This is a genomic window from Apilactobacillus micheneri (genome assembly GCF_006493595.1).
GTDB lineage: Bacteria > Bacillota > Bacilli > Lactobacillales > Lactobacillaceae > Apilactobacillus > Apilactobacillus micheneri.
Genome location: NZ_QUBI01000001.1, coordinates 276,367 through 298,366, shown reverse-complemented (window position 1 = coordinate 298,366; position 22,000 = coordinate 276,367). Strand labels below are relative to the sequence as shown.

Sequence of the window (22,000 nt, the reverse complement as noted above, 5' to 3'; positions counted from 1 at the left end):
TTATCTTACGAAAAAATAACGAAATTTCAATATTTTTAACATTTATCCTTTTTTAATGTTATAATTCATTACATAAACATAAGGGAAGCGATAATAATGGATTTAGCTAGTACATCATTCGTATTTTTATCAAGTATTTTGGTATTATTTATGACTCCAGGTTTAGCATTTTTCTATGGAGGACTTGTTTCAAAGAAAAATGTAGTTAACACGATGTTATCAGTTTTTATTATTACTGGTTTAGCAATTTTATTATGGATTATTTTAGGTTACAGTTTATCTTTTTCTGGTAATATTGGAGGATTTATTGGGAACTTGTCTAATCCTTTTATGCACGGAATTGATTTAAAGACTTTGATGCCCACTAAGATTCCTACTAGTGTTTATGCAATTTTTGAAATGATGTTTGCGGTTATTACTCCAGCGTTATTTGTTGGATCTGTTGTTGGGCGCATTCATTTCAAATTTTTATTAGTTTTTATTATATTATGGTCAATTGTTTTATATTATCCAATGGTACATATGGTTTGGTCGCCAAATGGTATTTTAGCAAAATTAGGAACTTTAGATTTTGCTGGGGGGACCGTTGTTCATATTAATGCGGGAATTACTGCTTTAATTTTATCTATCTTTTTAGGCAAGCGAATGAAAGGCAATCGCCATGCCCATCATTATAATTTACCTTGGGTTTTATTAGGTACGACTATTTTATGGATTGGGTGGTATGGATTTAATGCTGGATCTGCATTAGCAGTTAACAATGTTGCAATGCAAGCAACTATGACAACAACGGTTGCAACAGCAACTTCAATGCTTGTTTGGATGCTACTAGATATGCATTTTGTCGGCAAACCACAATTAGATGGCGTATGTACAGGAACATTATGTGGTTTAGTGGGTATTACTCCAGCTGCTGGTTTTGTCACTATTACAGGTTCATTTGTGATTGGAATTGTAGCTACATTTGCTAGTTATTTATTTGTAAATTATTTGAAGCCTAAAATTGGGGTAGATGATGTTTTAGATGCTTTTGGTTGCCACGGAGTTAGCGGAATTGTTGGTAGCATTTTAACCGGATTTTTAGCTACTAAATCAGTTAACTCGGCCGTAACTACCAATGGTTTATTTTATGATGGTGGTTTCCATATGGTATTTATTCAACTAATTGCTACATTTGGCACTATTATTTTTGTTGTAATTGCCTGTTCAATTATTATTTCTTTATTAAGATTAGTTATGCCAATGCGTGTAACTAAGCAGGAAGAAATGCGTGGCCTAGATCAATCCGAACATGGTGAAAACGCAGATTATACAGTTTCAATTAATGATCGAGCATTTAATAAAAATAAAGATATTGAAGTTAATGCTAATGAATTTAAAGGGCAAGTTGGACATTTAAATAATCCCAATTTACCAAAAGATTAACAAAAAAGATGATTTCTTCTTGAAATCATCTTTTTATTTATCGTCATCTAAATCCAAATTTAAACTTTCTTGATATTCATTATTTTTATTTTCTGTATTATTGTTATCTTTGCCATGCAAATAGACATTAATTAATTGGAAAATTTCATAACGATCATGATGAGTCAGTGTTTGATCATTAAATGTAATTTTATTTTCACTCATTAAAACAGTCTCTAAATTGAAATGTTGAATTGATGTTCTACCAATTAAGTAGTCCATGCTAACATTAAAATATGAAGATAATTTTTTGATTTCTAAATATGATGGCGACCTAACACCACGTTCCCAATTACCAATTTGGGCAGGGGTATTATGATGTTTACTATCTTTTGAATATTTATTCAAGTTTTCTGCCAATTGTTTTAAACTAATTTTTTGGCCTTTTCTTAATGCTTTTAATCTTATTGGAAACAACTGAATCACCTCTAATAATAGTATAACTTAAAATAATAAATCCTGTTAGATAGTTGTATTTTAGTAATATGCAACATATAATCAAAATAATATTAAATTAAATGGAGTGGTTTGATTTGGGTAAAAAAATAAAAATTTTCTTAACTACTTTAGGCATATTCTTTTTCCTATTGTGTTTTGGCTTTTTGGGAGCGGGATTATATTTCTACCATGTAGCAGTGGTGCCAGGTAAGAAGAATTTCCTAAAAGACAAAAAAATATCTAAATCTTCACCACTTTATCCAGGTGATCAGTGGTATAAATCAGCTAAAAAATATCATTGGACGCAAATGTCGACAACTGACCATCTCAAACTAGTTGCTAACTATTTACCAGCTGATAAACCCACAAAGAAAACAGTAATTATTGCACATGGATATATGGGCAATAAAGAGCTAATGGCTCCATATGCTTATATCTTTCATCAAATGGGATATAATGTTTTAACTCCTGATAGTCGTGGTCATGGTCAAAGCCAAGGTAACTACGTAGGATATGGTTGGCCTGATCGCATGGATTATATCAAATGGATGCGTCGCATAATTGAAGAAAATGGTAAGGATTCTCAGTTGATTATGTTTGGAGTTAGTATGGGTGGTGCTACTACCATGATGGTATCTGGTGAAAAATCTGTACCATCTCAATTGAAGGCTTATATTGAAGACTGTGGGTACACTAGTGCTTCAGATGAAATTAATCATGAAGCAAAACAGTTATATCATTTATCAGATTTTCCTAGATGGCCATTAGTACCAATTTTAAGTGGTATTACTCATATTAGAGCTGGTTATAGCTTGTATACAGCTTCTGCCCTGAAACAAGTTAAAAAGAATCATAAACCAATGTTATTTATTCATGGATCTAAAGATAATTTTGTACCTACCAGAATGGTTTATCCAGTGTACAATGCAACCAAGGGACCTAAAAAACTATTATTAGTTAAAAATGCTCCACATGCTGCATCTTATCAAACTAATCCAGAATTATATGTTAAAACAATCAAATCTTTCTTAGATCGTTATTTTAACTAATATAGATAAGCTATAATTAATTTTATAGCTTATTTTTTATAAAATTATTGTTTATTATTATAAAAAAAGGGTTTTAAAATGTTATGATAATAAGAGTATATAGATACTTTAAATTAAATTTAATATAAAAAGTAATTAATAATTTTAGAAAGGGGGATGCCATTTTGGTTGGTTTATTATTTGCGTTATTTTTGTTATTAGGAATTATCGCTGGTGTATTGATTAATAAATTTAAAATGAATAATGAAATAAATAATGCACAAATAAAGGCAAAATACTATCTTGAATATGATAATCGCAAAGTTGAAGAATATTGTAATAATATCGCTAATAAAGAAAAGCATGATATTGATCAATATATTAAGACCTCTAATGATGAAATTGACACACAAAAATATGAAAATGAGACTCGTAATCAACGTCTTGATCAACATGAAGAATTTTTAGATCAAATGAAAGAACGTTTATTAGGTTTTTCCAACGACTTAAATAATCGTAAGTCACAACAAGATGCACTGGCTTCAGATGTTGATAAGACTTTAGATAATGCCCATGATATTTTAAATCAACGGCATGCTAAACTTGAACAAATTAGTGATTTTAATTTTGATCAAGCTCGTGATTATGTATTAGTAAATACTAAGCAAAAGTTAAAACGAGAAATGGATATTGAAGTTAAGTATCAATTGGCTGAAAGTAAGGTTTCTGCTAATAAACGAGCTAACTCATTATTAATTGAATCAATTCAACGTGGTGCTCGTGATGAACCCAAGACACACATTGAAAGAAATATAGTTTTACCAAATGGCGATCTAAAAGCTAAGTTAATTGGAAGAGACGAACAACATATTCGACTATTAGAATCGTTGACGGGAACTGAATTAATATTCGATGATGAAAATTCTCTATTATTGCATATTGTTACTCATGACGCCTTTCGTCGTGAAATTGTTCGTACGACCATCGAAAACTTAATTATTTCTCGCCAATTTACTAATAGTAATATTGAAAATCAAGTTAATGTTTCAACAAAAAATGTACATGCTGGTTTGCGTGAAACTGGTGAAAATGTTGTTCGTTCATTAAAAGTGGGATTAATGCATCCTGATTTAATGAAGATTATTGGTAAATTAAAATTCAGAACTAGTTATGGGCAAAATGTTTTATATCATTCAATTGAGGTTGCTCAAATCACTGGTGTGTTAGCTGCTGAATTGGGAATGAATGTTAAATTAGCCAAACGAGCAGGTTTGTTGCACGATATTGGAAAAGCTATTGATCATGAAGTTGATGGGACGCATGTGGAGTTAGGAGTTAAATTGACTAAAGCATTTGATGAAGATCCAGTTGTTGTTAATGCAATTGCTTCTCATCATGGGGATGTCGAGCCAACTAATGCCATTTCCATTTTAGTAGCAACTGCGGATTCAATGTCAGGAGCTAGACCTGGTGCTAGAAGTGAATCAATTGAAGAATATGTTACTCGTTTAAGAAATCTTGAAAATATTGCTAATCAACATAAAGGTGTTAAAGATAGTTATGCTATTCAAGCTGGTCGTGAGATTAGAATTATTGTTAATCCAGAAATTCTGAATGATGACAAGAGTAAAGCACTTACTCAACATGTTAGAGATCAGATTCAAGATGAATTAACTTATCCTGGTAAAATTAAAGTGACAGCTATTCGTTCATTAAAAGCAGTTCAATATGTTGGAAAACGCAAAAAACAGTATTCAAGTAGTAAATAAAAAATAACCTCTAGATTTTTCTAGAGGTTATTTTTTATGGTTCATAAATCACTTTAAAGTTATGATTGTTTTTGGCTTTAATATTTTTATGATTTCTTAAATAATCAGCGATTAATTGACTCATCATACGCCCATCTTTTTTGATAATTTTACTAGCATTAAACATTGTAAAATTACCACCACCAACAGCTCGATAAATATTTAAAGCAATTTTTAGTTTTTGATCACTAACAACTGGTTTGCCATGATACAGTAATTTTGTAACACGTTGACCAAATGGTTTGGCAACATTGATTACATAGTCAATTCCTTCATACATATCATAGTTATAATGCTTAGCTTTAGGGAAAATATAATCATGATTAATGGTTATATTTCCATTTTCAGCTGTAAAATATTTGGCACTAGTTTCAATAGCAGCTTTTAAATCAGCACCGGTTATTTCTAACACAGCTAGTGTATTTGGATAGACATAATTAGTTATAATATTACGCATCGTGATTGGGTTCTCAAATCCATGCGCTTCATTGTTAAAGAGAGCAGTAGCTGAAATATCAACACCCATAGTTTTCATTTGAATTTCTTGGATAAATTGAATAAAACTATTTTTATTTAAACGAACATTAAAAGAATCATTAAACTCCATATTACCTTGAATATTGGCCATCGGTTCATCTAACCAATTATTAATTTGATTTTGTATAGGTAATAATGTTTTGGCAATTTCTTTATCTATTTTATAGTCTTTTGTTTCGATTAATTCGGCATTGCTATTTTTTACAAAATATTTGCCGTCTTTTTGATCAATATCTAGTTCAATGTGTCCCACATATTCACCACGATGACCTACTTGGATGATTGGAACATTGAATAGGTGGCCAGCAATTTTGCGATGTTGGTGACCAGTAACGATGGCATCAATACCATCAATGTTAGACAAAATTTCGTAGGTTTCGTTTTCGCCATTTAGTTCTTCAGTGGGATTGCCAAATTCATTTTTTTCAATACCGCCATGATACACAATAACATTTAAGTCGGTTTGTTTACGCATTTCAGGAATGTATTTTTTAGCAGTATCAGCTGCTGATAAAAATGTTAAACCCTTTAGATTATCAGGATTTTCCCATTTGGTAGTACCTTGAGTGGTTAAGCCTAAAAAGCCAATTTTAATACCATTAATATTCTTAATTGCATATGGTTTACCAAGTGGATGATTATTGTGCTCGTCGATAATATTAGCACATAAAAATTGGCGGTCAGATTCTTTAATTGCTTTATGTAAATAATCCAATCCATAATTAAATTCATGGTTACCTAAAACTCCAAAATCATAATCCATCATATTGAAGGTATTACTAATTTGAGAGGGTGAAGGTTGCTTTTTAACTTTAGCTATAAAATACGCTAAAGGCGATCCTTCTATAAAGTCACCATTATCGATAGTTACAGTATTTTCCATTTTTTCTTTTTGGTCTTTAAAGCAAGATGCGCATCTTAAAAGCCCAAAAGGTTTATTATCTTTTAAATTTACATAGTTAGTAGGGAATAAGAATCCGTGAGTATCACTAGTTGCTAAAATGTTAATTTTCATTCTTTTTCACTCCCGTATATATTCCGTTCATTTATTGAAATTATAATCTTATTTTATGCTTGTGTAAATTTATAATATGTTTTTAAATGCTGTTGATTTCTAATTCTATTGTGTTAGCATAAAAGTAGTTATGAATATTTACTATTAGTAAGTATTTATAATTAGATATACTTGTTTTTTCGTTAATTAAGCGATTTTAGAGGTGATAGATATGTTGAATCTTTATGTTGCACCAAGTAGTGCTTCAAGTCGTAAAGCCAGAGCTTGGTTAAAAGCTCATAATATCTCATTTAAGGAAAGAAACATCAATTCTAATCCATTAAATGCAGACGAAGTAAAACAAATTCTTCGTTTAACTGAAAATGGTAGTGAAGATATTATTTCAACTCGTTCCAAAATATTTAAGAAATTAAACATCGATTTTGATAGTCTATCATTATCAAAATTAGTTGATTTAGTTGTTAAATATCCAGATTTAATTAAGCGCCCTATCGTGTTTGATAACAAGCGTCTAGAAGTTGGTTATAACGAAGAAGAAATTCGTCGTTTCTTACCACGTTCTATTCGCGAAACTGAATTGAAGGAACTCGAATCACAACTCGAAGCTTAAGCTTGATTTTTAGAGTATACGGCATTAATTCATATTTGAATTAATGCTTTTTTTGTATAGAATGGTATTAACAGGGGAGATGAATTTTATGATACAAATGATTGCGTTAGATTTAGATAATACCTTATTAAATTCACATAAAGAAATTAGCCCAAAAAATGAAGATATTTTGAAAAGACTACATAGCCAAGGAATTAAAATTGTTTTATGTACTGGGCGTCCAATTAATGCTGTGTGGCCATATATTGAACAATTAGGATTAACAGAAGGCCAAGACTACACCATTACCTTTAATGGAGCAATGGTTATTAGAAATCGTGATAAGCACTTACTATTCAAAAAAGGCTTAAAATTAAAAGATTTTGATTTGGTGCATAATTTTGCTAAAGAGAACGATTTACCATTAGACATTTTAGATTTTGAAAAAGTATACGAATTAACTGACTTAGTTAAGTCTACTTATAAAGAAGTTTTAAATTCTGATTTAGAATTTATTAACGCTAAATTTGATGACCTATCTGATAAGGAATATAGTAAAGCCATTATGTCAGAACAATCAGCTAAATTAGATTGGGCTCGTGACCATATGCCTGAAGAGGTGCAAAATAATTATCATATCGTACGTTCACAACCTAAGATTATGGAATTTATTCAAAATGGTATGAATAAATCAGTTGGATTAGAACAATTGTTGAAACATTTTGACTTAGATTTTGATAATCTAATGTCATTTGGTGATGCAGAAAACGATATTGAAATGCTAAAGGCGGCACAATTAGGGATAGTAATGGACAATGCTAATGATGATATTAAAGCAATTGGTGATGATGTAACATTAAATCATGACCAAGATGGTGTTGCTGCTTATTTAGAAAAATATTTTAAAGACTAAATAAAAAAGTTTCCTACTAATTATTTTATAGTAGGAAACTTTTTTGTTATTTATTATCAGCAAATAATTTAGTTAAATATTGCATAAATGTTTTTAGATAACGTTTGTCATCAACTTGAATTGCTGCTTTGTCTGAAGGGTTAGGATCATCTAATTTAGCAGTGTCACCAGTAGTACGACCATAATTTTCTTCACCATGATGTACAATCATATCAAGATCCAATGTTTGAACAAAGGTAGGATCACAAGCAACACCAACTGCTAGCGGATCATGAAGTGAACAACCGCCTAATTCAGGATACATTTCATCATAAATGCCAATGTAATAATCAACAATGTCAGCAAATTTTTCGCCAGCTGTTGTACCTAAATCACGCCATTGTTGAGTTTCTTTTTTAGTTAATAATGTTCTTAATGTAACATCTAAACCAACCATAGTAACGGGAACTTTGTTAGTGAAGACTTCATTTGCAGCTTCAGCATCTTGGTTGATGTTTGCTTCAGCAGCATCTGAAACATTACCGGGAACGGTTAAAGCACCACCCATTAAAGTAACATGACCAATTAAATCACTAATTTCAGGGTCTTTACGAAGTGCTGCTGCCAAATTAGTTAATGGACCAGTAGGAATAATAGTTAAATCTTTGCCATATTTATGTGCAGCGTCAATCATAAAATCAACACCAGATTCTTTTTCTACTGAACGGCTACTTTCTGGTAATTGAACTTCACCAATTCCATTTTTACCATGAATGTGAGCTGAAACTGGCATTACATCAAAATGATCACTTGTTTGTGAATGACTTTCACCTTCGAATACTGGCACATCATTTGCACCTAGTAAATCAAGAATTTGTAATGAATTTTTAGCTGCTTGTTCAACAACTACATTTCCATAAGAATTAACGATACCAACTAAGTCAGCATTAGGTGCAGCAACAGCATAAGCAATAGCCATTGCATCGTCTACACCAGTATCTAAATCAAGAATTAATTTCTTTTTTGCCATAATGAAAAACCCTCCCAAGTTTTTTTGCCCCTCATGAAATTATTTGTTTCATGAACATTTTTCATTTATAAACTTATTATATTGCTAAAAACTGAAAAAATAAACCGTTTTAATACAATTTATTTAATAAACGATTTTAAATCCGAACAATAAAAAAGACTGAAGATATATGCTTCAGTCTTTTTATTATAATTTAGGGTGCTTATTAAACAAGAATTCAGCAATCGTCTTATCAAGGCTAGGGTTTTCATGAAGCATTGAATGTTCTGCTGAAAGTGGATCAGCCCGATAGAGATAGAATTGATAACTCTTAACATATGGTCTTACCAATTTACCCATAGGTTTAACAATATTAACGGCTTCTTCACCATCAGTACCAACATTATAAATTTCACCAGCAATGTTTAATACATGTAAAGTACGAGGTAAATTCTTAACACGTTTATCATTTGGATCATAATCATTAGCGATACTTACAAATTTATTAGCCTCTGGAGCATTCTTTTGATGTGGATGTTTTACCATGTATTCATAGGCAATCGTTCCACCAGATGAATGTCCTAAGAAGTTTACTGATTTAATATTGTATTTATCATGTAGGTATGACATTACGTTAACCATTTGATCAGCTTGTTTTTCAGGATGGGTATTATCTTGGAAAATTAATTGCACTAATGGGTTATCTTTCTTAATCTTTTTAACATATTGTTTCATGGTAGAAACTTTACCATCATTAGATATATAAATACGTAATGAACGTTTAGCAATTCCATGATCATTAAATTGGTTTATGAAATCATCAGTAGAAACGGCATTTCCACCATAACCAGGAATGAAAATGGTTGCGGTTCTGCTTTTTTCGACTTTAACGTCATTTAAGACGCGTCCTCTAAAAACCCAAAGGGTAGATGTAATAAACGCAATTGCTTCTAGGAACAAAACAATTCCGATGATAATCTTTCTTTTTCTTCTGCTGTGCATAAGTGCTCTTCCTTTGCTAAAGTATAACTATATGGTACATAATATATTAAATAACACCAAAATAAAAGGAGTTAATTTAAAATGACAGATTCAACTTATGATATCACAATTATTGGCGGTGGTCCTGTTGGAATGTTTGCAGGTTTATATGCTGGCCTAAGGGATGCTAAGTTTCAAATTATTGAAAGCTTATCTGAATTAGGTGGCCAGGTAAATGCTCTTTATCCAGAAAAAACTTTATTAGATATTCCTGGCCAAGCAGCTATTAAAGGTCGTGATTTGGTAAGTAATTTGCAAAGCCAACTAGATACAATGAATGGTGATATTAAATTAAATGAGACGGTTACCAATGTAGTCAAAGATGAAAATATATTTAATATTACTACCAATAAAGGTAATAGTAAATCGAAAGCCATTATTATTGCAGTAGGGAACGGGGCATTTAATCCGCGTAAATTAATGGCAGATGGTGCCAATGATTTTGAAGGCAAACAACTAGTTTATACTGCTAAAGATATTCAACAATTCAAAGATAAGACAGTTTTAGTTGCTGGAGGTGGCGATTCAGCAATTGATCAAGCTTTAATGTTAGAAAAGACGGCCAAAAAAGTCTACTTACTTCACCGTCGTAATGAGTTTAGAGGATTAGAACATATGGTGGATTTATTGAAAAAATCTTCTGTTGAATTAATTACCCCATATTTAATTAAGCAATTGAAAGCTGCTGATAATGACCAAGTCACAGTTGTTGCTAAAAAGATGAAGACCGATGATGATTTTAAAAATATTAATGTTGATAAAATTTTAGTAAATTATGGTTTTATTTCTAACAACAAAGATATGGAAAGTTGGAATTTAGATCTAGAAAAAGATCATCATGCTACCAAAGTTAACCCAACTTTAGAAACTAACATTCATAATATATATTCAGTAGGTGATCAAGCCAAATATAATGGCAAACAAACTATTATTGCTACTGGCTTTGGAGAAGTTCCTATTGCAGTTAATGCAATTATGAATGATTTATATCCTGATAATCATACTCCAATTCATAGTACTCAACTAACAAATGATTAGTTTTTATTTTTAGTGTTCCTTTTCTGAGGAGCACTTTTTTTGTTGACATTTTTTTGTAGATAGTTAACTTGCTTAGTTAATTCTTCAATTTGTGTACTTAGTTTATCGATTTTATCGTCAGTTGCATCACTACTATCATGAGTGAAAAAATCAGTAATGGTAGATGTTAACAAACCAATAAAACCAACCCCACCGAACATTAGGAATACTGCGATACACCTACCGCCACCAGTTTGAGGGGCAATATCACCATAACCAACAGTGGTAGCAGTTGTAATTGCCCACCATAAAGAAGTGGATAGATTATAATGTTCAAAAAATGCAAAAATTAATGCACTTAAAATTAAAATTACAATACTGACAGAAAATAGATAAATAAATCCAGTATCATATATAAAACGATGTAACCCGCCAGTAAATTTACCATCCCAGCCAAATTTCCAAAAGATATTGTAATATCTTACGATTCTTATCACACGGTATAAGCGAAAAATTACAAAAATGGGATGTGCTGGAATCAATGATATTAAGTCCAAAGCAGTATCTAAAAGAAATTGCTTTTTATTTTTTGCCATAAAGAATCCAGTTACATAATCTATGATATAAAATATCCAAATACCATAATATATTTTGAATAAAAGTCCATGGTAAATGTTAATAATATTAAAATAATCCAATATGACAAGCAAAACAGACGCAATTGCTAGCGTAACAATAAAAATACTATATAATAATTCAATCTTTTTGTTTTTAAATCTTTTCATTTTTAGCGCTCACTTATTACTATAAATTTATTACAGTCATTTTAGAATAAAAATTATAAAATTCAAATAAAAAAGCGAACACTTATGATTAAAATGTTCGCTTTTATTTAATTATCAAGGTCTTGCTTTTTGTTATTTAACTTAGAATTTCCATTAGTATAATGTTTTAATTCCGGGGCATCAGTTTTATACAATGCTTTAGTGGAATGATTCTTATTTTGACTAAAGATACTAGTGGATTTTTTACCTAGTTCGGTTTCCTTACCTTTTTCTTTTTGTAATCCATTGGTGTAATTATAATCGCTAGGATTTATTGGTGTAAATCCACTTGGATTGTAAAAACGTAGTAAGTTTTGTTCATTTAATTCATCTGAAAATGATAATTCAGTATTTACACGTGCTTGCATTTTATTAAAAATTCGTCTTTGATTAGGGGATGGTTGTAATTCTTTACCAGTCTTATTGCTGTAAATAGTACCGCCAATTGAAGTATATTTAGTACTTACCCAATCTCTATTTCTAAATGCAACAATTGTGTCATGTTCTTTTGAGAACAAGTCAGTTCCAAATTGAACATAATTCTTAGTATTAATACCTAATAAATGTAATAAAGTAGGCAGCACATCAATTTCACCACCATAAGTATGGTCAACATAACCACCTTTTTTGCCAGGAATATTAAACATCAATGGAACTCTTTGTAATTGTGCATTATCAAAATCATTCCAATTATCAGGATTTTTACCAATAACTTTGGCTAAATTAGGATTTTCAGAATTGGAAATACCATAATGATCACCATAAAGCATAATGACAGATTTTTTCAATAAGCCGACCTTATTAAGATAATTATAAAATTCTTTAATAGATTGATCTAAATAATGAGCAGTTTTAAAGTAATTATCAACACTGCTATCGCCAGTGTTAGTAGTCTTAAATTTAGAATCTTCATTGTCTAAAGTATAAGGGAAGTGATTGGTAACAGTTATATACTTAGCATAAAAAGGTTGTTGTAATCTTTGCAGGTATTTTACTGAGTCTTTAAATAATAACTTATCTTTTAATCCATAGCCAAGTGATTTATCACCAGAAGTATCATAGTAACTAGAATCAAAGAAATATTGGTATCCCATATTTTTGTAAACACTGTTACGATTCCAAAAACTGGCAACATTTCCATGAAATACGGCACTAGAATAATTTTTTTGTTGTTTTAAAATAGCTGGAGCTGCCTGGAAAATATTATCACTACCAAATTGGGTGAATAATGATCCTTGTGGTAACCCAAATGTACTGGTTTCTAGCATATTCTCAGCATCTGATGTTTTTCCTTGACCAACTTGATGGAAGAAATTATCGAATGAATAAGTGGACTTATTTTTGTATAAGCTGTTTAAAAAGGGAGTGACTTCTTTACCATTAATCTTTTTATTAATTAAGAATTGCTGAAAACTCTCTAAATGAATTACAAAAACATTCTTGCCTTTAGCCATACCAAACATTTTGTTATTAGGAGCAGCATAATGTTTACGCGTATATTTTAAAACATCATCCATTTCTGACTTAGTAGCCATTGCTCTTAAATCATTATTATGTTGTTGTTTAATAGCATCATACATAGTGAAAGAGTCAATTCCTAAATATTTTACTATGTAAGTTCGATCAAAAGTTCTTGTTAGCAGTTGGGGTCTATCCATTTCACCCATTGATAAATTTACAGTAAACAATAGGATAGATAATGAAGTGATTGTGAATGATCCCTTAAAACCAATATTCCTTTTGTCGATTTTAATGAATCTAAATAACATCAATAATATAACTAATGCTATGTCTAACCAGAAGAAAATATCATGGGGCATAGTTAAAGCTAAAGAAGAACCACTTAGTCCTTGATTTACTTTAGAATAACCGGTCATGGTACTAATCGTCATAAAATCAGTGAATTCACGGAAATATATAACGTTTAAATACAATAATAGAGTATTTACGATATCTAGGATTAATATAATAGGATAGAATAAACGACTTGGCTTGATATACATTGCAATACCAAATAAAAAGGCAGTTGTTGCAATAGGGTTTATCAAAGCCACTATGAATTCAAAAGGACTATTTAATCCTAACTGAAAATCATAAAAATATGCGTATATAGTTTTTAGCCAAAAAAGAAATAACAACAGACTAAAGAATCCCAGTCTAGTACTTAATTTTTGACGAATATAATTCATCGCTTTCAATTTTATAGCTCCTTTGATAATTCATAATAGTTTTAATATTAACAGACAAATAAAAAAATGACATTCTTTTATTTAATCTAAATTTTAGCATCTACTATATATAGATTTTTTTATTTTTAAAATCTATATATAGTTGAAATTTATATAATTTGTTGTAAAATAAAAGTTAGTCATTAGGGGAGGTTTATTTAGACAATGCAAGCAAAAAAGAAACTTGATATTCAATTGAATGATGGCAAAATCATTCAATTTGTGCCTGATATGATTCATAAAGATTTATTATCTTTAACGAATAATCAAGAAATTGTTTATCGAACTGAACGTTTGATTTTGGTACAATTAGCCTCCTACAATTTAATAAAATTACATGAATTGAGAATGATTATTTATCGAACCTTAGACCAATTAAGATATCACAAAATTGCTTCTAAGTATTATCATGAGGAGCTAAGTTAATATATCCATTAAAAAAGATGTTTCCCAATTTAGGAAACATCTTTTTTAATTATAAACATTTTAGAGATTTTTAATCGTCGACATGACCATAACCGACAACATTCCACCAAGGAGCTTTGATGCTTTCTTTAACAACACCACGGTTTTGTGCATCAATCATTTTACCGTGACCAATATACATACCTACGTGATAGATACTTGCAGTTGAACCACCGATAAATACTAAGTCACCTTTTTGTAAGTTATTACGTGAAACCTTAGTTGAAGCATTGTATTGAGCTTGAGCAGTTCTTGGTAATCTAACACCAAGAGAATTCTTATAAACATAGCCTGTAAATCCTGAACAATCAAACGCATTGGATCCAGTTGCACCATATATGTATGGACTACCTAATTTTGATTTGGCAACTGTATAGACTTGTTGAAAATTATCATTTGCATCTGCATGTACATTGTTGTTGCTGATTGCTGACCCCATAAATAATAGTGAAGTAAATGCAATCATGGTCATTGCTAACTTTGTAAAATACTTTTTCATCTCTAAAAATGTCCTCCTCGTTTATTTATACTTATAATATTAGTAAAAGAATGTTGCAAAAGTGTAACAAAGCAGTTTCATTCCGATTAAATCATGCAATTAATAGTGTAATAAAGTTATTTTTGTTGTTTAATATTAATTGTGATATAAAAATTAATGAAACTAAACAAAAATTATGCTAAATTAATAAATGGTTTCATAATTATATTATTGCAATGAAAGGAAAACACAATGGATAATAATTTCAAGCCTTTATTTCCCAAAGCATTAGATTTAGATCAATTAATATTTAAAATAGGTGAAGTTAGTAAGATATTGAATGTCTCTGCTCGCCAACTAAGATATTGGGAACAAAGGGGATACATTCAATCTATGCGTAGTAATTCTTATTCATCACGTGTTTTTGATATGAAAAATTTCATGTGCGCTAATCTAATGAAGTATTATTTAGATAAGGGTTTCACTCTAGCTGTTGCTCATGAATCGGCTAAAAAGAATCTAGATAACATGAAGTTTATAAGAAAATTTATGACACACTCGTTTCAAGGAATCGAAAATATTAATAATCATCCTGCTGTTAATTTGGGATATTTTGATAAAGAAAAGAAAACATTACTATATGGATTTATTGATGAAGAAAATAATATTAGTTATAAAGTATTAAAAAATGACTAATTTTGAGGAGAAATATTTAAATGAAAACTTTTAAATGGATTTTTGGAATAATAGTTGTTTTAATTATTGGCTTTTTTGGTTTTAAAGGTGCTAAAGCTGTTTACAACAATATGGAACAAAACCAAGTTGCTAAAGATAATCAAAATCAAATTATAGAAACACAAAAAAAAGAAGCTGAAGCCAAGCATAAATTTGCTGTAAGTATTGCTGAGCCTTCAATTAAGGTCTATAAACAAAACCATCAAGTATTGCCAAGTATTGTGGTTGCCCAAGCAATTCAAGAATCTAATTGGGGAACTTCTGAATTGTATAAGAAAGCCAATAATATTTTTGGTATTAAGGGCAAGTACAAAGGTCAATCTATCAGATACTATACTGATGAATATGTAAGTAATGACACACCTACCAAAAAGGGTGAAAAAGTTGTTCGTGAAGGTTCACAAAAGAAAGTATCAGTTCCTGCAACCTTTAGAAAATATCCAAGTATTACCGAAGCTGTCGAAAACCATGATCGTGTAATTGCACTTAACTTTATTAAGCAAAAAAATATTACTAGTTATGTTGATCAAGCTAATATGTTACAAAAGAATAATTATGCGACAGATCCTACTTATGCAAAATCGTTAATCAAATTAATTCGTCAATATAATCTAGAAAAATATGACAATGAAGCAATAAACAATTAAGACATTTTATGTCATTTTTTAATTAATTTAATATATAATATAGTTATATTATATAAGTAAAGGAGACCTTAGTTGTTATCGATATTAGGTAAATTATATGGCCCATTTTTTGATGGGAGTAATTGGATTAATGTCCTTACATCTGAAGATGCATGGATTGTTATTCTTTCATTAGTTTTAATTGAATGTTTATTATCAGTTGATAATGCAGTTGTATTAGCTGCCCAAACACAAGTTTTACCAGATAAAAAAGAGCAAGAAGAATCTCTATTTTATGGTATCTGGGGATCTTATATTTTCCGTTTTATAATTATTGGGTTAGGTACGTTCCTAATTCACTTGTGGGAAATTAAAATTTTAGGTGGTTTATATTTATTTTATTTAGCTTATAAACATTTCTTTGGTCGTGAAAAACCAAAGAAGAATTTTTCTAATAAAGCTAAGCCTGGTAGTCGAAAACAGTTTTGGATGACAGTTGCACAAATTGAGTTTATGGATATCGTTTTTTCTGTAGATTCAGTATTGGCTGCATTAGCTATTTCACCAAATCCAGTTGTTGTATTAATTGGTGGTTTAATTGGTATTTTATGTATGCGAGGAATTGCTGAAGTTATTATGGTTGTTATGAAGAAAATTCCTGAACTTAAATCAATGGCATACTTCTTAATTGCAATCATTGCATTGAAATTAGTTCTTTCAATTCCAGCAATTGATATTGAAATCCCCCCCGTTTACTTTGGATTAATTGTGTTAGCTACTTTTGTGGTAACAATTATTATTCATTTTGTTCGTCGTAAGATAAGAAAATAGGAGCGATATATATTTCAACTGAAATTACTAGAAATAATATTAAACAAGAAACTGATAATAAAATAACGGTTATTGATTTTTGGGCTCCTTGGTGTGGCCCATGTAAAATAATGGATCCAGTTATTAATCAAATGGAAGAAAAATTTGCTGATAATATTCACTTTGGCAAAATGAATGTTGATGGAAATGAAGATATTGCTGAGCAATATAAAGTAATGAGTATGCCTAGCATTGTCTTGTTTAAAAATGGCAAAGCAGTTGAAAAAGTAACCGGCATTTACTCAACTAAACAAATGGCGCATTACTTAAAGCGTAAATTAGCAGAGATTTAGTTTATTATTGACTTTTAAAATATAAGATGCTAATATTTATTTGATCGAATATTAATAAAACAGTTATTCCAAATTTAAGTAACAATTTAACTGAGTGTCAGGAAGTCGACGGTTGCTGCGAGTCGATCAGGTTAAATTTGATGAAATACGTTGGATAGTGTCTACCCAAGAACGGAACTAGAACCGTTACTTTCTAGAGAGTGAGAAATCTTTTTATTATAGATTTCTAATTTGGGTGGTACCACGGTAAAATAAAAATTAATTCGTCCCTGTTGTTTTAAAACAACGGGGACTTTTTTTATGGAAAGAAGAGGTATTGATTATGATTAAAAATAATTGTGGAGGTAATCCTCGATATATAAACGCTAGTTAGATACATAATTTACTGAATAAAAAATAAGGGAGCGTTTATCATGGAAAATGAAAAACCAAAAGTTAGTGTTTTAGAAGGCATTATAGTTTTATTAATTATGATTGTTATGATGTCATTCGGAGTTATTGGATTAGGTATTTCTCCAGAATTGCCAATATTAGTAAGTATTTTGTTATTAGTATTTTGGGCAAAGTTCAGAGGATTTGCATGGGATGACATCGATGAAGGATTTGTTGTAGGAGTTAAAAATGGAATCGTTCCATTATTTATCTTTATTCTAATTGGAAGTTTAATTGCAGTGTGGATTGCATCTGGTGTTATTCCTAGTTTGATGGTCTTTGGCTTTCATTTAATTAATGTTAATTGGTTTTTACCATCAATTTTTCTAGTTTGTGCTTTAGTTGGAACTGCAATTGGGAGTGCCTTTACAGTAATTTCTACATTAGGAATTGCCTTTATGGGAATTGGAATTACTATGGGGATGAATCCAGCAATGATTGCGGGGGCTGTCATTTCAGGGGCAGTGTTTGGTGATAAATCTTCACCACTATCTGCAACTGTTAATTTAGCTTCTGCAGTTGCCGGAGCAGACTTAATCGATCATATTAAAAATTTAATGTGGTCTACAATTCCAGCAATGGTTGGTTCATTTATTATTTTTGTATTTTTGAATCATAGTAGCGGATCAGCTAATTTAGGGAACGTTAGCAAAACTGTTGCAACTTTAAATACCCATTTCAACATTACATTTTGGGCTGTGATTCCAATTGCATTACTTCTAATTTGTGCATGGAGTCATATTCCAACTATTCCAACATTATTTATTAATATCGTAGTTTCTTCAATTTTACTTTTCATTGAACATCCACATTTTGGAATCATTAAATTGAATGATTTAATTTTGAATGGTTTTGTATCCAAAACAGGTAATAAATCAGTTGATGTTTTACTTTCACGTGGTGGAATTAGTTCAATGATGGGAACAATAGCATTGATTATGATTGCTTTAGCCTTTGGTGGTTTATTAATGCATCTCGGCATTATTGATGCAGTAATTACTCCTTTGGCTAAACATTTGAATACTGATGCTAAATTAATTGTTAGTGTAATCTTTACAGCCATCGGTGTTAATATCTTCGTTGGTGAACAATTCTTATCAGAAATTTTACCAGCCAATGCATTTAAAGGAGTATTTAAAAAAGCAGGTTTAGCTCCTGTCGCATTAAGTAGGGCATTAGAAGATGGTGGAACAGTAATTAATTACTTAGTACCATGGGGGGTTGCCGGTGCATTTATTTCAGCAACTTTAAACGTGCCAGCAAGTCACTTTGCTCCATTTGTCTTTTTAAGTATTCTTTCACCAGTTTTCTCAATTTTAAGTGCGGTTACTGGAATTAAAATTAAACATATTAAAACAACAAAATAACTCAAAAGGGATAGTTAATTTTTAACTATCCCTTTTGAGTTGCATTTTATTATATATGCAACTTAATTATTTAAGATATATTTATATACCTATAATATATTGATAAAAAATTAAACCTTGTTAAATCAACTCTTTATAAATTATTTAAATATATATATTACAATTACATTAATATTATTTCTGTATGTCTATATTTGTAATTTTATGGAAACCTGTTTGTAATGTTTAACCTATAGAATGTTTTTTTGTTGCTCAATTACGGGCAAAAAATTCGCAATTATATATTTTTTTATAGGAGTGTTTAAATCATTACAGAAAGAAACCGTTACTTTTTTTATCTTTTTATCGCGATGCTAGCAATAGTATCAATTTCTATTTATCGTAAATCTACAAATAATATTGCTGATGCCAATACTAATTCTGTAGTTACTGTCAAATCTGGTGATACTTTAGAAAATCTATCAGATAAATATAATGTATTTATTTCTATGTTAAAAAGTACCAATGGTAAATATGACAATAGTCAATTACTACCTGGAGATCATCTATTACTTTTAAATAGAAATAATAAAAATTCTTACTCAAAAGAGAAGAAAGATGTTGTTGATAAACAACAAAAGTCTAAAGATCAAGACTTGGATGCAAAAGAAAATGCTGAAAAGCAATGGAACCAAGCAAATGCTGATGCAAAGGCCTGGATTTCTTTTCATGAATCAACTGATTCATATACAGCACAAAATGGTCAATACTATGGTAGATATCAGTTAGATAGAAACTATTTGGGTGGTAATTATTCACCAGAAAATCAAGAGCAGGTGGCTAACCAATATGTATCAGATCGATATGGATCTTGGATTAATGCTAAAGCTCATTGGGTTTCTAATAATTGGTATTAATGAAAAACATGTAGATTTTCTACATGTTTTTTTATATAAAATTTTATTTGTAAAACTATCATCCCTATTATCACAGGCATAATTAATATTATGGTTTCATAAAGTTACATTACAAAAACATTGTTACAAATAATCTATATTTTTTAACGGTTTTGCAACTGTTATGTAAAAAAACAATTGTACTATGTTGTCAGTTGATTGACGAAGGTTAAGAAACAACAATTGAAAACAAAATATATTTAAGATTTCTTACAGGAGTGATTTTATTTTTAAACCAAACAATATCAAATCAATTTTATTTGCAACTGTTGCCGCTGCCGGATTATTCATTGCAGGTGGCACTGCCGCTAATGCGGATCAAAACACAAATTCTAATTCACAACAAACACAAACAGTAACTGTTAAATCTGGTGATTCATTATGGAGCTTATCTCAAAATCATAATGTTTCATTAGATGCTTTGAAGCAAGCTAATCAAAATGTTTCCAATGATACTATTTATGTTGGAGAAAAATTAGTATTACCAAGTACTGCTCAATCAGCAAGTGCTAGTGATAATGTGCAAGTACAACCACAACAAGCACAATCTTCACAACAAACTACTAACCAGACTCAATCAACTAATAGTTCTACTAATTCTTCTAGCAGTTCTAATTCTGCTAAAGATTGGATTGCATCTCACGAATCAAGTGGTTCATATGGAGCATCAAATGGACAATATTATGGTAAATACCAAATATCCAAAGCTTCATTAAACGGGGACTATTCTGCAGCTAACCAAGAAAGAACAGCTGATCAATATGTTCAATCACGTTATGGTTCATGGGACAATGCCAAATCTTTCTGGCAACAAAATGGTTGGTATTAATTAGAAATGCCAATTAAAAAAATGCATCGATTAATTTCGATGCATTTTTTTATATAATACTCTCTAAAATTATAAATTTTAATGACCCAAAAGGGTCTATTTTCAAAAATCAACCCTTATTTATAAAAAAATTAATGAATATTATATTTTTTAATCTTATTGTGCTTAATTTTAAAATGTTGATTTAATAGCATTTTGTTCAACTAGTATGTCTTTATATTACATAAGTAAGACATTATTACGAAAAAACTGATTATTTTAATTTTGATGAGAAGTCTATGTAATGATTAGCATGTACTATATGAAACAGTTAATCAATAGCGATTAACACTTTGGAAAATTATCGAATTACAAGATATAGATTTTTATAGGAGTGAATTATTATTATTAAGTTAAACAATATTAAGTCAATGTTAGTCGTAACTGCAGCTGCTGCAGGTTTATTCATCGCAAGTGCTGGTTCTGCCAATGCTGATCAAACTACAAATACAAATGCAGACCAAACAAAAGTTACTGTTAAGTCTGGTGATACTCTATGGAGTTTAGCTCAACAAAATAATGTTTCATTAGATTCATTAGAACAAGCAAACAACAAAACATCTGATTTTATGATTTATGTTGGTGAACAATTAACATTACCAAGTAATGCTAGTTCAAATAATCAACAAACTACTCAATCACAATCACTTCAAGCAAACTCATCTCAGGCTCAACCAGCTCAACAAACACAATCAACAACTACTCAAAATACATCTGCATCAACTAGCGATAACTCAGCTAAAGAATGGATTGCATCTCATGAATCAAGTGGTTCATATGGTGCATCAAATGGCCAATACTATGGTCGTTACCAACTAGATAAGAGTTATTTAAATGGTGACTATTCTGAAGCAAACCAAGAAAGAGTTGCTAACCAATATGTTCAATCCCGTTATGGTTCATGGGAAAATGCTCAATCATTCTGGCAACAAAATGGTTGGTACTAAGATTTAATCTTAAGTATTAACTATAATTACTCATCTGATATAAAAAGACATGGATTTTTAATCCATGTCTTTTTTTGTAGCTTGTAAATATTAA

The 22,000-nt window shown here is 30.3% G+C and carries 22 protein-coding genes; 15 read left to right on the top strand and 7 right to left on the bottom strand.

The annotated features are described in order from the left end of the window. Nucleotides 1-96: 96 nt before the first annotated feature. A complete protein-coding gene (locus DY123_RS01540) occupies nucleotides 97-1,425 on the top strand; it encodes an ammonium transporter (protein ID WP_140923817.1) in 1,329 nt (442 codons plus the stop codon). A gap of 33 nt (nucleotides 1,426-1,458) precedes the next feature. Here DY123_RS01540 and DY123_RS01535 read toward each other — a convergent pair whose 3' ends face one another. Then, complete coding sequence (locus DY123_RS01535) at nucleotides 1,459-1,881, bottom strand: helix-turn-helix domain-containing protein (RefSeq protein WP_140934331.1); 423 nt, start codon at nucleotides 1,879-1,881, stop codon at nucleotides 1,459-1,461. A 101-nt stretch (nucleotides 1,882-1,982) separates the two neighbouring features. Between DY123_RS01535 and DY123_RS01530 the strand changes: the two genes are divergently transcribed. Further along, on the top strand, nucleotides 1,983-2,951 hold the full coding sequence (locus DY123_RS01530; RefSeq protein WP_140923813.1) for an alpha/beta hydrolase: 969 nt from the start codon (nucleotides 1,983-1,985) through the stop codon (nucleotides 2,949-2,951). A 164-nt stretch (nucleotides 2,952-3,115) separates the two neighbouring features. Beyond that, nucleotides 3,116-4,699 carry a ribonuclease Y gene (gene rny, locus DY123_RS01525; RefSeq protein ID WP_225426729.1) on the top strand — a complete coding sequence of 528 codons (1,584 nt, stop codon included), beginning with the start codon at nucleotides 3,116-3,118 and terminating at the stop codon, nucleotides 4,697-4,699. A 34-nt stretch (nucleotides 4,700-4,733) separates the two neighbouring features. Here rny and DY123_RS01520 read toward each other — a convergent pair whose 3' ends face one another. Then, the gene (locus tag DY123_RS01520; RefSeq protein WP_140923809.1) at nucleotides 4,734-6,290 is read right to left on the bottom strand and encodes a bifunctional metallophosphatase/5'-nucleotidase; all 1,557 of its coding nucleotides are present in this window, start codon (nucleotides 6,288-6,290) and stop codon (nucleotides 4,734-4,736) included. A 211-nt stretch (nucleotides 6,291-6,501) separates the two neighbouring features. On the opposite strand from DY123_RS01520, the gene spx reads away from it, so the two are divergent. Next, nucleotides 6,502-6,900, top strand: a complete 399-nt coding sequence (spx, locus tag DY123_RS01515) for a transcriptional regulator Spx (RefSeq protein WP_105963966.1) — start codon at nucleotides 6,502-6,504, stop codon at nucleotides 6,898-6,900. 88 nt (nucleotides 6,901-6,988) lie between these two features. Next, complete coding sequence (locus tag DY123_RS01510; protein WP_105963965.1) at nucleotides 6,989-7,792, top strand: Cof-type HAD-IIB family hydrolase; 804 nt, start codon at nucleotides 6,989-6,991, stop codon at nucleotides 7,790-7,792. A gap of 46 nt (nucleotides 7,793-7,838) precedes the next feature. On the opposite strand, the gene DY123_RS01505 is transcribed toward DY123_RS01510, so the two are convergent. Beyond that, nucleotides 7,839-8,801 carry a nucleoside hydrolase gene (locus tag DY123_RS01505; protein ID WP_140923807.1) on the bottom strand — a complete coding sequence of 321 codons (963 nt, stop codon included), beginning with the start codon at nucleotides 8,799-8,801 and terminating at the stop codon, nucleotides 7,839-7,841. A 186-nt stretch (nucleotides 8,802-8,987) separates the two neighbouring features. Then, a complete protein-coding gene (locus tag DY123_RS01500; RefSeq protein WP_108983208.1) occupies nucleotides 8,988-9,782 on the bottom strand; it encodes an alpha/beta hydrolase in 795 nt (264 codons plus the stop codon). An 81-nt stretch (nucleotides 9,783-9,863) separates the two neighbouring features. Here DY123_RS01500 and DY123_RS01495 point away from each other — a divergent pair, with 81 nt between their 5' ends. After that, nucleotides 9,864-10,859, top strand: a complete 996-nt coding sequence (locus DY123_RS01495; RefSeq protein WP_140934330.1) for an NAD(P)/FAD-dependent oxidoreductase — start codon at nucleotides 9,864-9,866, stop codon at nucleotides 10,857-10,859. Here the strand turns inward: DY123_RS01495 and DY123_RS01490 are convergent. Then, entirely contained in the window at nucleotides 10,856-11,623 is a 768-nt protein-coding gene (locus DY123_RS01490) for a potassium channel family protein (protein ID WP_108983210.1), read from the bottom strand. The two genes, DY123_RS01495 and DY123_RS01490, sit on opposite strands and share 4 nt — an antisense overlap. Before the next feature lie 107 nt (nucleotides 11,624-11,730). After that, nucleotides 11,731-13,851, bottom strand: coding sequence for an LTA synthase family protein (locus DY123_RS01485; RefSeq protein ID WP_140923900.1), 2,121 nt, complete (start codon nucleotides 13,849-13,851; stop codon nucleotides 11,731-11,733). Between the two features lie 204 nt (nucleotides 13,852-14,055). On the opposite strand from DY123_RS01485, the gene DY123_RS01480 reads away from it, so the two are divergent. After that, the gene (locus DY123_RS01480) at nucleotides 14,056-14,316 is read left to right on the top strand and encodes a hypothetical protein (RefSeq protein WP_105963960.1); all 261 of its coding nucleotides are present in this window, start codon (nucleotides 14,056-14,058) and stop codon (nucleotides 14,314-14,316) included. 70 nt (nucleotides 14,317-14,386) lie between these two features. Here the strand turns inward: DY123_RS01480 and DY123_RS01475 are convergent, their stop codons facing one another. Beyond that, nucleotides 14,387-14,854, bottom strand: coding sequence for a C40 family peptidase (locus DY123_RS01475; protein WP_108982484.1), 468 nt, complete (start codon nucleotides 14,852-14,854; stop codon nucleotides 14,387-14,389). A gap of 231 nt (nucleotides 14,855-15,085) precedes the next feature. Between DY123_RS01475 and DY123_RS01470 the strand changes: the two genes are divergently transcribed. From DY123_RS01470 to apf (DY123_RS01435), 8 genes are all read left to right on the top strand, one after another. Further along, a complete protein-coding gene (locus DY123_RS01470) occupies nucleotides 15,086-15,529 on the top strand; it encodes a MerR family transcriptional regulator (protein ID WP_105963958.1) in 444 nt (147 codons plus the stop codon). Between the two features lie 20 nt (nucleotides 15,530-15,549). Beyond that, nucleotides 15,550-16,215 carry a glycoside hydrolase family 73 protein gene (locus DY123_RS01465; RefSeq protein ID WP_105963957.1) on the top strand — a complete coding sequence of 222 codons (666 nt, stop codon included), beginning with the start codon at nucleotides 15,550-15,552 and terminating at the stop codon, nucleotides 16,213-16,215. A gap of 72 nt (nucleotides 16,216-16,287) precedes the next feature. Next, complete coding sequence (locus DY123_RS01460) at nucleotides 16,288-17,025, top strand: TerC family protein (RefSeq protein ID WP_140923801.1); 738 nt, start codon at nucleotides 16,288-16,290, stop codon at nucleotides 17,023-17,025. Further along, the gene (gene trxA / locus DY123_RS01455) at nucleotides 17,022-17,357 is read left to right on the top strand and encodes a thioredoxin (RefSeq protein ID WP_318530765.1); all 336 of its coding nucleotides are present in this window, start codon (nucleotides 17,022-17,024) and stop codon (nucleotides 17,355-17,357) included. Before DY123_RS01460 ends, trxA begins: the two co-directional genes overlap by 4 nt. A gap of 413 nt (nucleotides 17,358-17,770) precedes the next feature. Further along, the gene (locus DY123_RS01450; protein ID WP_108982488.1) at nucleotides 17,771-19,156 is read left to right on the top strand and encodes a Na+/H+ antiporter NhaC family protein; all 1,386 of its coding nucleotides are present in this window, start codon (nucleotides 17,771-17,773) and stop codon (nucleotides 19,154-19,156) included. Nucleotides 19,157-19,506: 350 nt separating this feature from the next. Next, nucleotides 19,507-20,052 carry an aggregation-promoting factor C-terminal-like domain-containing protein gene (locus DY123_RS01445; protein WP_140923798.1) on the top strand — a complete coding sequence of 182 codons (546 nt, stop codon included), beginning with the start codon at nucleotides 19,507-19,509 and terminating at the stop codon, nucleotides 20,050-20,052. Between the two features lie 235 nt (nucleotides 20,053-20,287). After that, nucleotides 20,288-20,920: an aggregation-promoting factor gene (apf, locus tag DY123_RS07760; protein WP_318530558.1), complete on the top strand. Its 633-nt coding sequence runs from the start codon at nucleotides 20,288-20,290 to the stop codon at nucleotides 20,918-20,920. A gap of 410 nt (nucleotides 20,921-21,330) precedes the next feature. Then, nucleotides 21,331-21,906, top strand: coding sequence for an aggregation-promoting factor (gene apf, locus DY123_RS01435; protein WP_140934328.1), 576 nt, complete (start codon nucleotides 21,331-21,333; stop codon nucleotides 21,904-21,906). The last annotated feature ends 94 nt before the right edge of the window (nucleotides 21,907-22,000 follow it).

Coding starts and splice junctions, on each gene's coding strand:
- DY123_RS01465 (WP_105963957.1), top strand. CDS start 15,550: ATGAAAACTTTTAAATGGATTTTTGGAATAATAGTTGTTTTAATTATT.
- DY123_RS01500 (WP_108983208.1), bottom strand. CDS start 9,782: ATGCACAGCAGAAGAAAAAGAAAGATTATCATCGGAATTGTTTTGTTC.
- DY123_RS01490 (WP_108983210.1), bottom strand. CDS start 11,623: ATGAAAAGATTTAAAAACAAAAAGATTGAATTATTATATAGTATTTTT.
- DY123_RS01485 (WP_140923900.1), bottom strand. CDS start 13,851: ATGAATTATATTCGTCAAAAATTAAGTACTAGACTGGGATTCTTTAGT.
- DY123_RS01520 (WP_140923809.1), bottom strand. CDS start 6,290: ATGAAAATTAACATTTTAGCAACTAGTGATACTCACGGATTCTTATTC.
- DY123_RS01475 (WP_108982484.1), bottom strand. CDS start 14,854: ATGAAAAAGTATTTTACAAAGTTAGCAATGACCATGATTGCATTTACT.
- DY123_RS01450 (WP_108982488.1), top strand. CDS start 17,771: ATGGAAAATGAAAAACCAAAAGTTAGTGTTTTAGAAGGCATTATAGTT.
- DY123_RS01495 (WP_140934330.1), top strand. CDS start 9,864: ATGACAGATTCAACTTATGATATCACAATTATTGGCGGTGGTCCTGTT.
- apf (WP_140934328.1), top strand. CDS start 21,331: ATGTTAGTCGTAACTGCAGCTGCTGCAGGTTTATTCATCGCAAGTGCT.
- DY123_RS01505 (WP_140923807.1), bottom strand. CDS start 8,801: ATGGCAAAAAAGAAATTAATTCTTGATTTAGATACTGGTGTAGACGAT.
- DY123_RS01445 (WP_140923798.1), top strand. CDS start 19,507: ATGCTAGCAATAGTATCAATTTCTATTTATCGTAAATCTACAAATAAT.
- DY123_RS01470 (WP_105963958.1), top strand. CDS start 15,086: ATGGATAATAATTTCAAGCCTTTATTTCCCAAAGCATTAGATTTAGAT.
- DY123_RS01540 (WP_140923817.1), top strand. CDS start 97: ATGGATTTAGCTAGTACATCATTCGTATTTTTATCAAGTATTTTGGTA.
- DY123_RS01530 (WP_140923813.1), top strand. CDS start 1,983: ATGGAGTGGTTTGATTTGGGTAAAAAAATAAAAATTTTCTTAACTACT.
- DY123_RS01510 (WP_105963965.1), top strand. CDS start 6,989: ATGATACAAATGATTGCGTTAGATTTAGATAATACCTTATTAAATTCA.
- spx (WP_105963966.1), top strand. CDS start 6,502: ATGTTGAATCTTTATGTTGCACCAAGTAGTGCTTCAAGTCGTAAAGCC.
- DY123_RS01480 (WP_105963960.1), top strand. CDS start 14,056: ATGCAAGCAAAAAAGAAACTTGATATTCAATTGAATGATGGCAAAATC.